Origin of the sequence: Kitasatospora sp. NPDC059795, from assembly GCF_042732175.1 — a bacterium.
Taxonomy (GTDB): Bacteria; Actinomycetota; Actinomycetes; order Streptomycetales; family Streptomycetaceae; genus Kitasatospora.
In genome coordinates this window covers 123967-138990 of record NZ_JBHWID010000013.1, presented here as the reverse complement: position 1 = coordinate 138990, position 15024 = coordinate 123967, and the positions used below count along the sequence as shown (strand labels likewise).

Below are 15024 nucleotides of genomic sequence, written 5' to 3'. Positions count from 1 at the left end.
GAGCGGGCGGAGCCGGGCGGGCCACGCCTGCTTGACCGCCCTTTCATCCTGCGTCGTGCCGCTCCCGCCACCCGCCTGCGTGCCGAGGGCATCGCCGCGGACACCGCCAACGACGGGGTGCGGGCCCTGGAGATGACCGCCGCCGGCACGTACGACGTCCTGATCCTGGACCGTGACCTGCCGGGCCTGAGCGGTGACGCGGTGTGCCGCACCCTCAACAGGTCCGGATACCCGGCGCGGATCCTGATGCTCACCGCCGCGGGCACCCTCTCCGACCTCGTCGACGGCCTCGCACAGGGCGCCGACGACTACCTGTCCAAGCCGTTCTCCTACCTCGAACTCCTGGCCCGGCTGCGCGCACTGGCCCGACGCGGTCCGGCCGGCACCCCCACGGTGCTGGAGCGGCGCGGCGTGCGGGTCGACACCGTCCGCCGCCTCGCCGAACGGGATGGCCGCCTGCTCCGCCTCACCCCGAAGGAACTCGGCGTCCTGGAAGCACTGCTCACCGCCGACGGTGGCTTCGTCACCGCCGCCGAACTGCGCGACACCGTCTGGGAGACGCCTCCCGAATCCGGCAGCGCGGTCAAGGTCACCGTGCACCAGCTCCGGCGCAAGCTCGGCGAACCGCCGCTCATCGAAGCGGCGGCCGGCTTCGGGTACCGCCTGTGAGCCCGCACCGCCACGGGCGTGGCCCGACCATCCGTACCCGCCTCGCGCTCCTCAACACCGCCGTCCTCGCCGCCGGCGGCGCCGCCCTCCTCGCGATCAACTGGTTCCTGGTGCGCGAAGCGCTGAGTGACCACAGCGCCACGGTGGTCGCACCGAGCGCCACCACGGAACTCGCACCCGCCGCGACGGCACCGGCCGCCCCTGCCCCGAGCGGCTCCCCCTTCGAGTCCGCAGCGGCCTCGGCGGCCTCGCCGGCCCACCAGTTCGAGGAGTTCCGCGACGCCGTCCTGCACGACCTCCTGACGAGGTCCGCACTCGCCCTGTTCGCCGTCCTCGCACTCGCCCTGCTCGCCGGCTGGTGGGTCGCACGGCGATCCCTCTCCAGGATCGGCGCCGTCACCGCCGCGGCCCGTCACATCAACGACACCAACCTCCACGACCGGCTCGCACTCGTCGGCCCCGACGACGAGGTCAGCGAACTCGCCGACACCTTCGACGCGATGCTCGACCGACTGGAGAAGTCGTTCGCCGAACAGCGGCGGTTCACCGCGCAGGCCTCCCACGAACTGCGCACACCGCTCACCCTGCAACGCACCGCCCTGGAGATCCCCCTCGCCCAAGGCCTCGTACCCGACAACCTCCGCCCCGCGATCCACCGCGCCCTGGACGCCGTTGACCGCAGCGAGAACCTCATCGGCTCCCTGCTCGCCCTCGCCCGCGGCGAAAGCGGAATCCTCACCCCCCGACCCACCGACCTGGCCGACCTCGCCCGCACCGCCATCGCCGACACCCGCGCGGAAGCCGACAACGCCGCCATCACCGTGGAAACACGGCTCGGCCCCGCCCCAGTCACAGGCGACCCGTCCCTGCTGACCCAGCTCGTCCACAACCTGGTCGCCAACGCCGTACGCCACAACCATCCCGGCGGCACGGTCCACCTCTCGACCGGACACAGCGCAGGACAGGCGTACATCGAGGTCACCAACAGTGGCCCCGCGATCGACGAGGCGGACATCCCTTCCCTCCTGGAACCGTTCCGTCGCGGCCGCACCGGCGGCCACGGCGCAGGGCTCGGCCTGTCCGTCATCCGGGCCGTCGTCACCACACATCAAGGAACGCTCACCATCACGCCGAACCCCGCCGGCGGACTCACCACGCACGTCCTGCTGCCCACCGCGCGAGAGGACGCCGAGCAAGGAACACGACGCGTCGTCACCGGTTACTGACGGTGCCCGATCCGAACTTCGCTCCATGGATGCTGCGGCCGCGAGACGACGATGGCCCGGACCGCTGAGCGGTCCGGGCCATCGATCGAGGCGGAGGCTACGAGATTCGAACTCGTGAGGGGTTGCCCCCAACACGCTCTCCGATTCTCCTCAGCACCGTTCGATCAGCACCGTTCAACGGGGTTCACGCCCATCCTGACCTGCGCCGGAACAAACCGTCAGGATCAGCCTCTGGAACGGGGCCGATGCCGCTGGCCAGCCCCAGGACGGGGCCGGGTGGCCACGCGAGTGACACACCGGGTCCCGCAGCCGTGGCGGGCGCCGCTCGTCCTGCTGCTACGCGGTTACCGGCCATGAGGCGGCCCGGCTGCGGGCGACATCCGCACGCCTGCCGGCCTCACCGGTGCCGCCGGAGGGAGCGGCGGCAGACGGCAGGAAGTCGGAACCGGACTCCGGCTCCGTGCTGCCGCCCGTCGTGGCGGCGAGCAGGTCGCTCGCGGTCCGAGTGTTGGCCGGGTCGGCCGCCTGGGACATCAGTCGGGCGGCATCGACGGCGTCCGTCTCCGGCGGGACGACCAGCAGGGCCAGCCGGCGCGGGGCGTACGAGAACACCGCGATCGTGTGCTCGTCCTGTTCGGTGGTGAACCAGCCCGCGTGGACGGTGTGCCCGGTGACCGGGATCCGCCGGGGGATGACTGGCCACCGTGCGGGGTTCACGGTGATCCGGGTGATCCGGCCCCACCGCTCGTCGATGTCGGCGGCCAGGACGGGGAGTTCGAGAAGAAGGTCACGCGAGCGGGGCCACCAGGCTCCGTCCAAACGGCCGGGCTGCACGCCACTGGGCGTCAGGGAGAGCCGCGCGGTGGATTCCAGGGCGACGGGCGCCGGCGCACGATCGAGGGTTGCGGTCATGATCAAGGACCTGACTCCGGGCCTGGCCCACGAGGTCGGGTCCGGAACTGCCATTCGCCGGAGACGACGCCAGTATCCGGTGCCGGCATGCGAAGTGCCTTCGGTGATGTCCAGGCTACTCTCGGTCCGTCCTGGACCTGGCATGGTCGCGATGGCCAGGACGCTCGCCGCAGGGACGAGGCTGTTGGCCTTCGGCGCGTTCGGATCGTCCACACGTCATGGCCGCGCCCCCAGAGGTCCTCGACGTGGCCGGCGAATCGGTCGAACACGCCGTCGTCCTGGGTCCGCCGCGTAACGATCATGTCGTCGTCGAGGCGGAACACAGAGAGCGAGACGTGCCCGGTCTCGTAGCGGGCCTCGACCGACGTGTCCTTCGGTTTGGCCAGTTCGGACAGCGTCACGTCGATCCGGGTGGACAGGGTGAGCGGCACGTCCTCCTCCAGCTGGCGCTGCCGGGTCACCGAGGATGCCGGATCACCGACGGGAGCTGACGTTCGCCGGCCGGAACACCCTTCACGTTGCGGTGGGCCGCCAGGGGCTCGAACCCTGAACATACGAGAGAACCCCGCCCGGCACCGCGACGGTCGAGTCCCTGGAACCTCAGTCGGCGACGTTCCGGTTGCCGGGAGCCTGGGCGTAGACATCGTTGACGATCTTCTGCGCCAGTTCCTTCTTCTCCGTTGAGGTCTCCACCCGAAGCCACATCAGCATCACGTGAAGTTCGCCGTCCTGCCGCCACGCGACCGACCGGTACAACAGCAGCCCGTAACGTCCCCGCCCAGGTGAGGCCTCCTCGTCGCTCCACTCCGCGTAAAGTGCCTGTGGGTTGACGCGCTTCCAGTCGAGCCTCTCCGGGTGTTTCGCGCGGTCGCGGTTCGCCAGAGTCTCCGCTGCGGTGTCGTCGCACGAACTGCCGCAGTAGAACGCCGCGAGTTCGATGCCGACATCCGGCCCGGCAACCCCCAGGGCTTGCGCCGCCTTCGCCGGCCCGCACGCGTACACCACCAGCTGCTGGAGTTTCCGCTCCTCCTCGCTGGTGGTGTCTTTGCAGTCGAGCTCTCTCGGCCCGCGGAAGGCGAACGGCAGGCGCCTCAGGTGCCACACACGGGAACGCTCCTCGTCGCCCCAGGACGCGCCGTACACCTTGTCGCGCCAGTCGCGGTGGTAGTAGGCAAAGCGGTTTCCCCTGTCTGGTACAGGGCTCCTCGGCATGCTGTCCAAGCTCGCCGGAGTGTCGCCGCCACCCTGCCTCCAGCCGGACCCGGCATGTTCCGCGGCGTGGTCCGCCAGGACTCGGAGCACGTCGGCCATCCGCGTTTCGGAGGCGAACTCTTCGGCGTAGGAGACGAAGAGCACGGCGTTCTCACGGCGGACCACGGCCGAACCCCGCAGGGTCTGTGGCCCTTGGTCCGTCCAGTAGACGTGCGGCCCCCAGTCCGTCTCGGGCCTCGTCGTGAGGAAGGCCTCGTTGCCCAGCCCGTCGAGATCCCGGACGGGCAACTCCCGTTTCGCGGTCTCTCTCCGCAGCTCGTCGACGTACTGGGACGCCTGACTCGTCGCATCAGCCAATCGGAACGGTCGGAACAGCAGAGTACTGATCGTGATGCGCACATCGGGGGCGAACGGTGACTGCTCGGCGGCCGTGCAGGCCCGGGTAGCCACACGACCTTCGTCCACGGGCGGGTGGGCGTACTGTACGCGGTCGACCGTCAGCCGGGCGAGATCCCGCTGCTCCAGCAGGGAGCACGGTTCGGGAAACGCCCTCACCGGCCATGGGCCCGGCTGCGCGGTCAGAGTGCCGATGACCACCGCTATCTGGGCGGCGGACACGGCCAGCGCCAAGGCACCACGCACCGCCCGGTACAGCAGGCCGCCCGTCCAGGCGGCCGGGCCTTCACGCCCTTCCGGGACGTCCGCGTCGGCCGCGAGCCGATCACGCAGCTCGACATGGCGAAACTGGTAGACGCCGCCGGACTGACGCAGTACACCACGCCGGTGCGCGTCCTCCAGGAAGTCCAGGAGCCGCAGCGGAAGCCGTCCGGACAGCGCGAGCCAGAACCTGGCGACGGCGAACCGGCCCCACGCGGACACGGCAACGGCGTGCAGCTGCCAGCAGAGCAGGCTGCCGACCCCGACGACACCCCAGTCGACAGCGGAGACCCGGTCCCTGCCGAGCATCAGCTGCCAGAGCACCACCATGAGCGGCGGCAGCATCAGCAGCACCAGGTTCTCGTTGTCCAACGCCTTTCTGGTTCCCAGAGGCCCCAGCCAGCCGAATGCGAGGGTGGCGCGCCGGTCACTGGCGAGCAGGCGGGCCGGGGACGCGGCCAGCGCCGTGTCAGCGGGTCGCCACACCTGGTGGACCAGCCATCTGATGCAGGCCGTCAGCACGACGGCAGTGGCCAGGCTCGCGATCCGGAGTCCGTTGGTCGACCCCCAGGCCAGGGCGGTCACCCAACCCACAGCCAACCCGAGGGCCATCGAGCCGGCCTTCCACCGAACCTCCCGGAGCGCTTCCCGCAGGATGTCGCCGTTCGGCATCTCGAAGCTCTGGGGCGCGCGCTGCCAGTCGGGTTTCTCCCGCACCACGGACATCACCGCAAAGCACAGGACGACCACCGCAAGGATCGCGAAGCCGCCCGCGACCGACACCGGCACGGCGTCGCCCCACCACGGCTTCCCGAAATCAAACAGACTGACGATCAGCCAGGCGAGGAGGGAAGCGGGCAGCAGCCCCAGCACCCGGACCGACGCGGGGACGTCACGGTCGAGAGTCCACCAGGGCAGGTCGGTACGGCCCGCCGCCTTCATCCGTGCCGCGAGGAACCCGGCCCACCTGCGTGCCTCCTCCGGCGAGCGCCCGCCGCGCAGTGCCCGCTCGGAACGCGAGGAGCTGTACACCGCGTTCAGGTATGCGGTGTACAGGTGCCCCTGGATCTCCTGGACGGTACGGAATCGGCCCGGCTGAACCAGTTCGTCCGGATGGGTGTCGTCGTGCCCGTACGCGGTCCGGGCGAGGCCTGCCATCAGAGGCACGTCCAGGGCCTGCCGCAACAGGACGACCTCACGGGTCCGATCCACGGGGTCAACGAGCCGGTCCACCAGGTTGCGCCACCGCGTCCGGCGGCCACCCGCGCTCAGATACTGTCCGACGGCGGCCGAGGACAGCGGCAGCAGGACGACCTCGGCACGCAGGAAGTCGCTGTCGACGGGGACCTGTTGACGGTACTGGGCCGGGCGGCTGGTCAGCACGAACGGCCGGGTGCTGTGCAGGGCCGCCAGTTCGTCGAAGGCGGCCGCACGGTTCGCCGCGGGCAGTTCGTCGAAGCCGTCGAGGACCGGCAGCACCCGCCCGGCACCGATGAGGCGGCCTGCGACCACCTCCGGGGAGGCACCGGGCACCGGCGTACACACCTCGGGGTGCTCGGCGGCGAGCCTGCCGGCCGCCCAGGTGTCGAGACCTTGTCCCGGGTCCCAGGAGGCGAGGTGCAGTACCAGGGGCACCGGTTCGGATTCACCACGCGCATCCGTGGCGGCCGCCGACCGTCCTGTGAGAAGGTCACGGGCGAGCCGCACGGCGAGGACCGACTTCCCGGCACCGGCCGGCCCGAGGAGAACGAGCCGCCGACCGGGCGTGCTGCGGAAGTACGCGGCAAGGGAGCCGGGCGGTACGACCGCACCGGCCTCGACGGGGCGGCTGCCCCTGTCGTCGCTGACCTCCCTCCACAGCACGTCGATCGACTCGGGGTTGTCGGCCTGCCGCAGCCGTTCGTCGTCCCGGTACCGGTTCAACAGCACCGAGGCAAGCTCGTCGGCCACCCGATCGAGGGCGGCCGGCGAACTCCAGGAGGCTTCCCTGCGTCCCCGCCGCACCGCGTGCGCGCGCCCCACCAGCTCCCAGAACAGCGCAACCGCGAGCAGAACCCAGCCCGCACGAACAGGGCTGACGGCAAGCTGCGGCGGCAGCGGCAAGACAGGTTGCGCCCACAGCAGGGCTACTCCGAGGAGCGCCAGCAACCCACGAAACCCGATACCCACGTGCACGGTGAGCCGCTCAAGGTATCCGACCTGGACCACCGTCTCCTGCCGCCCGCCGCGCACCTCGTTGTGCACTGTCAGGCGCCGCGGAGCCCCACGCTTGAACACCCCCGTTCTCCTAGCCGACGGCCCCCCGACCACCTGGATTGCCGATGTTGTGGATGGCGCCGATGTACTGGGCCTGAACCACCGTGCCCTGTTCCCCGCCAGAGATCGTGTTGGAGCCGTCGACGTGCACGCTGCCGGGCGCGGGCAGACAACCCGCCAGGCGATGCGCGAACTCGGGGTCTCTCTCGGCCCGGGCCGTCAACGCGTCCGCGAGCCGCTGCGCCCGGGCAGGATTCCCGGGATCCGTCTCGAACGCCTCCAGCTCGGGCAGGCCGGTGGCGTCCCGCCCGGCGGCATCCTCGGCAGGCCGGCGCCGGACCAGTGCGACGAGTGACTGCCAGGCACTCTGGCCCGCTGCCCCCGCGGCTCCGCCCGCCAGCATCATGAGAAGTTCAGCAGTGAGCTGCTCCATCGACCCCTCCCCTGAGTCGCCCGGTGGACATCGAGAGTAGGACAAGAACACGGGCCGGCGGAATGTGGCGGCCGTTCCCCACTCACACCCACCGATCGCGGAAATCGCAAGGTTCGCGGGACTTGCGAGGCCCAGGCAGTCCATTCCGAGCCTGCCCTGTTGGTTGAAGGCACGAGCCAGGTCCGCCCACAGCGCGGCCTGCCGCTCGGAAGCGGGGATGCGGCGACGGACCAGGGGGCGGGCGGTGTCGATGGCCGCGCCGGCGTCGCCCAGGGCCACCGCCGCCGACACCCGGTGCAGAGCGACGTCGGTCGGGCTGAAGTCCGCCGGCGCCGACTCACCCCTCGGGGCGGCCTCGGCCGTTCAAGGCCGTGGTCGACGAGCAGTTGGCAGTCGACAACCCGATTCTGATGGGCCGGGTCCTGGTCGGCCTCCACGGAATCCGACAGCCGGCCGGTACCACCCTCGTCGACTGCGAGCGACTGGACGCCACCGGCTGGTTCGACAACTACGCTCAGAGAGCATCGACGCTGTCCGGGCCGACGCAGGACCCTGGAGGCCCGACCAGGAGGGGACCACCACCGTGGGCAGGACTGAGTACTACAACGACCCCGACGCCCCCAAGGCCAACACCCTCATCCCCGCCAGCAACCTGCTCGTCGTCGACGACTCCGGCGCGATCCTCCTCCAGCGCCGCCGCGACACCGGCCAGTGGGCCCTGCCCGGCGGGGCGCAGGACATCGGCGAGACCGCCGCGCAGTGCGCGGTGCGCGAGTGCCTGGAGGAGACCGGCATCGTCGCCGAGATCACCGGCTTCCTCGGCGTCTACACCAACCCGCACCACATCGTCGCCTACACCGACGGCGAGATCCGCCAGCAGTACGAGAACACCTACCTCGGCCGCCCCGTCGCCGGCGAGCCGACCGTCAACGACGAAGCCGACGGCGTCCACTTCGTCCAGCCCGCCGACCTCGACCGCTACGACATCCACGCCAGCATGCGTCAGCAGATCGGCGACTACCTCGCCGGCACCTACCCCTACCTCGGCTGAACCACCCCACCACGCTCTCCGCACCGTAGCGGCCGAGGTCCGTCTGCCGTCGGACGTCGTCGTCAGGTCGCACCACACCGAACCAAGGCGTGCACCAAGCGGGGCAACGGCTCGGCAAGCTCGCGCCGGACACGCAGAAGGCCAGGTCGGGCGGTGTCCGACCTGGCCTCGACTGCGGTGGGCCGCCAGGGGCTCGAACCCTGAACCTACGGATTAAAAGTCCGCAGCTCTGCCAATTGAGCTAGCGGCCCGGTGGCAGGCGTGGGCCTCGTGGGACAGCGCCTGCCGGGGTGATCCTACCTGGTGCCCGGTGGGAGATGGCCAGTGGATTCCCGGGCGGGTCGACGGTGGGTCAGGTGGTGGGGAGGTGGGCGGCGCGGACGCGGTGGAGCCAGGCCTCGACCGGGCGTTCGTCCGGGGTGGCGGGGAGGACGCCGGGGCGGTCGAAGCGGGCTTCGGCGTCGGCGAGGAGGGCGGTGGCGTCCTCGGGGCGTTCGGCGAACTGTTCGCCGAGGGCGCGGACCCGGTCCGGGTCGGGGAGGCGGATCTCCAGGCGGCCGGTCTCGTGCAGGGTGACGCCCTGGCGGACCAGGCGGACCAGGTGCCGGGCGTGTTTCGCGGCCCGGGCGAGGCCGGCCGGGTCGGTGCGGTCCCGGGATTCGAGTTTGCGGAACTGCTGCCGGGCGTACCCGAGATACGCGTTGCGCACGGCCGGGCCGCTCAGGAAGGTCTCCCGCAGGCCGATCAGCTCCTCGCCGAGCGGCGTCCGCACCTCGTACAACTCTTCGGGCAGCCAGACCAGTTCGGACGCGGTCGGGTTGCCGACGAGGGCCAGTCGGCACCACTTGGCGGCCTCGTGCAGGGTGCGGTCGGGCGCGGTGGTGACGTGCGACTCGGCGGGCCGGTGCAGGCCGTGGAAGGCGACGGTGGGCGCGGCGAACAGGCCGAGCCGGTCGAGGTCGGAGCCCGCGTGGGCCAGGCCGTACGCGGTGGAGCCGACGATGCCGGAGAGCAGGACGTGCATGGTGGGGTCACCTCCTCGGGAGCGGTCCTGGCAGTCTCGCCCCGAACGGCCCGCACACGCGAGCGATTTCCCGTCCGACCTCAATCACTTCGACACGGCCGCCAGTGATCTCCCCGTCCGGCCCCGACACGGCCGTCGCCGACGGTGCTCGGTGCGGCCGTGCCGCCCGCCGATACTGGGCGCATGGCGAACGGCGACATCCCGGCGGCGAAGCTCCGGGCCTGGTGGGCGCACCGGCAGTGGCTGGACGGCGGCGCGCACCGGGGCGCGTCCCCGGCCCAGGTGCTGGCCGCGACGGGGTGGGCCCGCTCGGTGGGCGGCGCGGCGCCGTACCTGGGCCTGTTCGCCCGGGCGGGTCTGCGCCGGGCCGAGGTGGACGCGGCGGTCGCGGCGGTGGAGGTGCAGGAACTGCCCGCGGCCCGCGGCTGTACGTACGTGCTGCCCGCCGAGGACTTCGCGCTGGGCCTGGCGGCCGGCGCGGGCGTCGCCGAGTCGGAGATCGCCGCGGCGGTGCGCCACCTCGGGGTGACCCAGGACGAGGTCGAGCAGCTCTGCCTCGCCGTCTCCGAACTCCTCTCCGACACCGAGCCGTTGGGCCCCCAGCAGATCCGCACGGCGGCCGGCCCGGCCGTCCGCACGCTGGGCGAGGACGGACGCAAGCGTGGCCTGTCGAGCACCCTGCCGCTGGCCCTGGGCCTGCTCCAGGCACGCGGCCTGATCCGCCGCGTCCCGGTCGACGGCCGGCTGGACCGCCAGCGCTACGGCTACCTGCGCTGGAACCAGGCCGTCCACGGCGAGGCCGCCGACCTGGCCCGCCGGTACTTCAGCTGGGCCGCACCCGCCTCGGTACGACACTTCCGCTGGTTCTCCGGCTTCAACGCCGCCACCGCGAAGGCCGCGCTCGCCCCGCTGGAGCTGATCCGGCTGCCCGGCTCCGACCTGCTGCTGCCCGCCGAACTCGCCGACGAGTTCGCCGAGTTCACCGTCCCGGACGAACCCGCGTACGCCCTGGTGGCGTCCGTCGACGGCCTGCACCTGCTGCACCGCGACCTCCCCCGTCTGGTCGACCCCCGGGACGCCCACCGCACCATCCCGGCCTCCCGCACCGGCCGGAGCTTCGGCAGCGAGGCCGACCCGTCCACCCACCTGGTGGTGGACCGCGGCCGCATCATCGGCTTCTGGGAGTACGACCCCGAACAACGGGAGCTGGTCCACCAGTTGTTCGTCCCGATGGACGCCGCCCTCCGCGCCACTGTCGACGCCGTGGAGACCTTCGTCCGCGAAGACCTGGGCGACGCCCGCAGTTTCTCCCTGGACTCCCCGAAGAGCCGCGCCCCCAAGCTGGCCGCCCTCCGCACCGCGAACCGCTACGCGACCCCGGGCAGTTCGAGCACCACCACCTGACCGCCACACGACCCCGGGCAGCGCTCAGAGCCCGTCCGGCAACTCCAGCGGCAGGTAGCCGAACCCCGCGGCCCCCGGGCGGGCCCGGCGCAGGCCGTCCAGCAGGGCCGGGGGCGTGGCCGCGTACACCGTCGGGTAGTGGTGCTGGCCGAGGGCCGGGTCGTTGGTCCAGGCGGGGTGTTCGGTGGCGGGGGTGGTGGCGAAGCGGCCGTCCGCGCCGTTGCGGTTGCCCCGGCCGTCCAGTCGCACCCACCACGAACTGCCGGGCAGCAGAACGCCGTTGAGGCCGTGCAGGACCTCCAGCCGCTGGTAGCAGAGGCCGGTCGGGATGCCGTTGGCGCGCAGCAGGGCGGCGAGCAGGTGGGCCTTGCCGTGGCAGATGGCGTTGCCGGCGGCCAGGACGTCCGAGGCCCGGTGGGCGGCCGACCAGCGGCCGACGTCGGCGGAGTGGTCGATCCGGTCGCGGACGAAGGCGAACACCGCTTCGGCGGTGGACACCGGGTCGGCCTGCCGCAGCGCGGCGGCGCGTTCCGCCACGGCGGGGTGGTGGTGGTCGATGACCTCGTCGGCGGCGAGGTACTCGTCGGGCGAGGGCCGGTCGGCGCGGAGCGGGCCGTGCGGGGAGACGGAAGGGTCCATGGCGGTGATGCTGCGCCGCCGACTCGCCGACAGGCAAAGGGATTTCACGGTATGGACTACCGTCGACCGGACAGGTTTCGTGGACGGAGGGACGGCAGCATGGACGAGGTACTGGTGATCACCGGAGGCGGTCGCGGCATCGGGGCGGCCACCGCCCTGCTGGCGGGCGAACGCGGCTACCGGGTGTGCGTCAACTACCGTGCGGACGCGGCCTCGGCGGAGGGCGTGGTGGAGCGGATCCGTGCCGCCGGCGGCACGGCCGTCGCGGTGCAGGCGGACGTCAGCCGCACCGCCGAGGTGGAGCGGCTGTTCGAGACCGCGGAGCGCGAACTCGGGCCGCTCACCGCGCTGGTGAACAACGCGGGCACGCTGGAGAAGCAGTGCCGGCTGGACGAGCTCGACGAGGACCGGCTGACCAGGATCTGGGCGGCCAACATCACCGGCCCGTTCCTGTGCGCGGCGGCGGCGGTGCGCCGGATGTCCACCCGGTACGGCGGCCGCGGCGGGGCGATCGTCAATGTCGGCTCGGCGGCGTCCCGGCTGGGTTCGCCGGGCGAGTACGTGGACTACGCGGCGTCCAAGGGGGCGTTGGACTCGATGACCCGGGGCCTGTCGCTGGAGGTGGCGGCCGAGGGGATCCGGGTGAACTGCGTGCGCCCGGGCCTGATCCACACCGACATCCACGCGCTGGGCGGCGAGCCGGGCCGGGTGGACCGGGTCGGCCCCAACCTGCCGATGGGACGCGGCGGGCAGCCCGAGGAGGTCGCCGAGGCGATCCTGTACCTGCTCTCCCCGGCCGCCTCGTACGTCACGGGCTCCTTCCTGGAGGCGGCCGGCGGTCGCTGAACCATTGGGCCTGGCCGGGCCGCGCCCTCCCGGGCCTGGCCGGGCCGCGCCCTCCCGGGCCTGGCCGGGCCGAGCCCGAACAGGCCATGTCCGACTGTCATATGAACATCGCGCGTTGGCGCGATACCGGTTCGGTCAACGCCCCGGCGCGTCGTCACCCACCGCCCCTACGGTGGGCGGCATGACCGAGACCGAAATCGCCGCCGCGCCGTTCCTCGACATCCCCGACGTACTCAACCTCCGCGACGCCGGGGCGGGCGTGTACCGCCCTGGGCTGCTCTACCGCTCGGCGAGCCTGAACCGGCTCACCGACGAGGGCGCGACCCGGCTCGCGGAGCTCGGCATCCGGACGGTCGTCGATCTGCGCAGCAGCACCGAGCTCGACATCTGGCCGGACCGGTCGATCGGCGAGGACGTCCAGTACCTGCACATGCCGATGCTCCCCGACCCGGCCACCACGGACCGCACCTGGCCGGAGGACCAGGCCGCGCTGTACCCGTTCATGGCCGAGACCGGCGGGGTGGCCGTCGCCGCCGCCGTCCGCGCCCTGGCCGGCGGTGCGCCGATCCTGGTGCACTGCGCGGTCGGCAAGGACCGCACCGGCCTGACCATCGCCGTCCTGCAGTCCCTGGCCGGCCTCCCGAGGGACGCCGTCATCGCCGACTTCCTCCGCTCCAACGTCGGCCTCGGCCTCGACCACGGCCCCGTCCCCTACCTGGACGCGGCCGGCGCCGAACGCATCTCCCGTCCCGTCGTGGCGGCGCACCTCGCCAGCGCCCTCGCCCGGATCGAGGAGCTCCACGGCACCCTCGACAACTACCTGCTCGACCACGGCGCCACCGCCGCCGAACTGGCCGTCCTCCGCACGCTGCGCCCGGAGTAGCCCGTCCTCGGCGCGTCTCGACGGCGCGAGCGAAGGTGCAGTTCGCCGTCCCCCGGCCGCGCTCGCGCTCGCGGCAACTGCGCCACCGGCCAGGTGTTCCGACTGCCGTTCCCCTCCGGCGACCGTTCCCCTCCGGCGACCGTTCCCCTCCGGCGGCCGGGCCCGTCGGGCGGGTTACCGTGGGCGGTGCGCCCGACGGCCACGAGCCGCCCCGCGCACCCTCAGGCACGTCCGCCAGGTACGTCCACCAGCCGTCCGAAGGAGTCCGTCCCATGGCCCGCTTCCCGGTCACCGCCACCGTCGCCGCCGCCGGTCTGATCGGCGGCTACGCCACCGCCCGGTTCAGCGGAAAGCGCGAGCTGGGCGGCGCCGTCCTGGCCGTGGCCGGGACGACGGCCGCCGTGCGCTGGCAGCGCCGCTCGGGCACGGCGGCCGCGGCCGGCCTGACCACGTTGTACCTGGCGGCGTTCGGCGGCTCGCACCCGCTGGCGAAGAAGATCGGCGCCTGGCCGGCCGTCCTCACCGTCACGGGCGTGGTCGCCGCCGCCTCGGCGCTGGCCACCGGCGAGTAGTCGCACGTCGGGCGCTCCCGAAGCACCCGCCCTCCCGGCCTACCCGCCCGGCCGACCCGCCCGTCAAACGGCCTCGCCCTGCGCGTCAGGCGGCCGCGAACCGCGCCTCGAAGGCGGCCCGGTTCGCCGAGGGCACGCTGCGGTCCCAGACCGCGAACACCACCCGGTCGAAGGCCGCGCCCCACACGTCCAGGGCCTGCCCGAACGCGTCCGCGACCTCGGCCGGGTCGTTGCGGAACACCCCGCAGCCCCAGGCCCCCAGCACCAGTTCGCGCGCGCCGTGCCGGGCGGCGACGGCCAGCACCCGGCCGGCCCGCTCGGCCAGCACCGGCCCGAGGTCGAGCGCCGTGCCGGGCGAACGCAGCGCCAGCTGGCCCGCGTTGGGCGCCGGCGAGGTGAGGAAGCCGAGCCGGTGCGGGCGGGCCAGCAGTTCGCCGCGCCCGTCGCGGATCACCGGCACGCCGGGCGACCAGATCACCCGGTGGCTGTAGTGCAGGTCGGTGGAGGCGCGGTGCGCCTCGTAGTAGTCGGGGGCCTCCAGCAGGCAGCGGTACAGCAGCGCGGTGCGGCAGACGTCCTCCTCCTGGGCCTTCGCGCCGCGCAGGTACCCGCCGCCGGGGTTGCGCGCGGACGCGAAGTTCAGCACCGCGACGCTCCGCCCGCCGTCCGCGACCAGCCGCTGGGCGGCCTGCATGCTGCCCTCGCCGGTCACCTCGACGGCCCCGCTCAACGGGCCCGGCCCGATGCCGAATTCGGCCTCCGGCGAGTAGGACACCGTCCCCGCCCGGGCCTCGGCCAGCTGCTCGGCGATCCGCACCGCCGTCCCGTCGGCGGTCCGGTACTCGCCCCGGTCGGCGATCTCCTCGTTCTGCGTGGCGAGTGCCCGCTGCCTACTGCTCATGCCGCGCACGCTAATCCCCCAACGCCCGCCCCTCCACCGCTTTTACCGCCGGAACGCGGACGGGCCCGCCCCACCGGAGTGGAGCGGGCCCGTCAGTGCGTTCTGCGTCAGTTCTTCCAACGCGGCTTGCGGTCGCCGCCGTTGAAGCCGCCACGGTCGCCGCCACGGTCGTCGCGGTTGAAGCCACCCTGCGGACGGTCACCGAAGGAACGGCCACCACGGTCATCGCGGTTGAAGCCACCCTGCGGACGGCCACCGGAACGGTGGTCGTCGCGGCGGGCGAACGGACGGCCACCGCGGTCGTCACGGTTGAAGCCACCCTGCGGACGGTCACCGAAC

14 protein-coding genes, 1 tRNA gene and 2 pseudogenes are annotated in these 15024 nt (G+C 72.6%); 7 read left to right on the top strand and 10 right to left on the bottom strand.

All coding sequences use genetic code 11. The annotated features are described in order from the left end of the window. Positions 1–27: 27 nt before the first annotated feature. A complete protein-coding gene (locus tag ACFV4P_RS25355; protein WP_380474946.1) occupies positions 28–669 on the top strand; it encodes a response regulator transcription factor in 642 nt (213 codons plus the stop codon). Further along, positions 666–1895 carry a sensor histidine kinase gene (locus ACFV4P_RS25350; RefSeq protein WP_380474773.1) on the top strand — a complete coding sequence of 410 codons (1230 nt, stop codon included), beginning with the start codon at positions 666–668 and terminating at the stop codon, positions 1893–1895. The genes ACFV4P_RS25355 and ACFV4P_RS25350 overlap by 4 nt, the downstream gene beginning before the upstream one ends. A gap of 336 nt (positions 1896–2231) precedes the next feature. Here ACFV4P_RS25350 and ACFV4P_RS25345 read toward each other — a convergent pair whose 3' ends face one another. The 5 genes and pseudogenes from ACFV4P_RS25345 to ACFV4P_RS25325 all read right to left on the bottom strand — a co-directional run. Further along, positions 2232–2807, bottom strand: coding sequence for a DUF5994 family protein (locus ACFV4P_RS25345; RefSeq protein WP_380474771.1), 576 nt, complete (start codon positions 2805–2807; stop codon positions 2232–2234). A 2-nt stretch (positions 2808–2809) separates the two neighbouring features. Next, complete coding sequence (locus tag ACFV4P_RS25340; protein WP_380474769.1) at positions 2810–3238, bottom strand: hypothetical protein; 429 nt, start codon at positions 3236–3238, stop codon at positions 2810–2812. A 169-nt stretch (positions 3239–3407) separates the two neighbouring features. Next, complete coding sequence (locus ACFV4P_RS25335; protein WP_380474767.1) at positions 3408–6953, bottom strand: NACHT domain-containing protein; 3546 nt, start codon at positions 6951–6953, stop codon at positions 3408–3410. A gap of 10 nt (positions 6954–6963) precedes the next feature. Continuing rightward, positions 6964–7365, bottom strand: a complete 402-nt coding sequence (locus tag ACFV4P_RS25330) for a hypothetical protein (RefSeq protein ID WP_380474765.1) — start codon at positions 7363–7365, stop codon at positions 6964–6966. Between the two features lie 147 nt (positions 7366–7512). After that, positions 7513–7692 (bottom strand): annotated as a pseudogene (locus tag ACFV4P_RS25325) (transcriptional regulator); the annotation flags it as partial. Positions 7693–7948: 256 nt separating this feature from the next. On the opposite strand from ACFV4P_RS25325, the gene ACFV4P_RS25320 reads away from it, so the two are divergent. After that, positions 7949–8416, top strand: coding sequence for an NUDIX hydrolase (locus tag ACFV4P_RS25320; protein WP_380474763.1), 468 nt, complete (start codon positions 7949–7951; stop codon positions 8414–8416). Positions 8417–8594: 178 nt separating this feature from the next. On the opposite strand, the gene ACFV4P_RS25315 is transcribed toward ACFV4P_RS25320, so the two are convergent. Then, positions 8595–8667 (bottom strand) — tRNA-Lys (locus ACFV4P_RS25315). Positions 8668–8768: 101 nt separating this feature from the next. Beyond that, complete coding sequence (locus tag ACFV4P_RS25310) at positions 8769–9440, bottom strand: DNA polymerase beta superfamily protein (protein WP_380474761.1); 672 nt, start codon at positions 9438–9440, stop codon at positions 8769–8771. A gap of 183 nt (positions 9441–9623) precedes the next feature. Between ACFV4P_RS25310 and ACFV4P_RS25305 the strand changes: the two genes are divergently transcribed. Then, entirely contained in the window at positions 9624–10844 is a 1221-nt protein-coding gene (locus tag ACFV4P_RS25305) for a DNA glycosylase AlkZ-like family protein (protein WP_380474759.1), read from the top strand. A 24-nt stretch (positions 10845–10868) separates the two neighbouring features. Here ACFV4P_RS25305 and ACFV4P_RS25300 read toward each other — a convergent pair whose 3' ends face one another. Beyond that, a complete protein-coding gene (locus ACFV4P_RS25300; protein WP_380474757.1) occupies positions 10869–11483 on the bottom strand; it encodes a transglutaminase domain-containing protein in 615 nt (204 codons plus the stop codon). Positions 11484–11582: 99 nt separating this feature from the next. Here ACFV4P_RS25300 and ACFV4P_RS25295 point away from each other — a divergent pair, with 99 nt between their 5' ends. The 3 genes from ACFV4P_RS25295 (at position 11583) to ACFV4P_RS25285 (ending at position 13784) form a co-directional block, all read left to right on the top strand. Continuing rightward, the gene (locus ACFV4P_RS25295) at positions 11583–12329 is read left to right on the top strand and encodes an SDR family oxidoreductase (protein ID WP_380474755.1); all 747 of its coding nucleotides are present in this window, start codon (positions 11583–11585) and stop codon (positions 12327–12329) included. A 181-nt stretch (positions 12330–12510) separates the two neighbouring features. Beyond that, positions 12511–13212 (top strand): tyrosine-protein phosphatase, encoded by a 702-nt coding sequence (locus ACFV4P_RS25290; protein WP_380474753.1) that lies wholly within the window; start codon positions 12511–12513, stop codon positions 13210–13212. 272 nt (positions 13213–13484) lie between these two features. Beyond that, positions 13485–13784, top strand: coding sequence for a hypothetical protein (locus tag ACFV4P_RS25285; RefSeq protein WP_380474751.1), 300 nt, complete (start codon positions 13485–13487; stop codon positions 13782–13784). Positions 13785–13869: 85 nt separating this feature from the next. Here the strand turns inward: ACFV4P_RS25285 and ACFV4P_RS25280 are convergent, their stop codons facing one another. After that, positions 13870–14685: a TIGR02452 family protein gene (locus ACFV4P_RS25280; RefSeq protein ID WP_380474749.1), complete on the bottom strand. Its 816-nt coding sequence runs from the start codon at positions 14683–14685 to the stop codon at positions 13870–13872. Between the two features lie 107 nt (positions 14686–14792). Then, positions 14793–15024, bottom strand: a pseudogene (locus tag ACFV4P_RS25275) (RNA helicase); the annotation flags it as partial.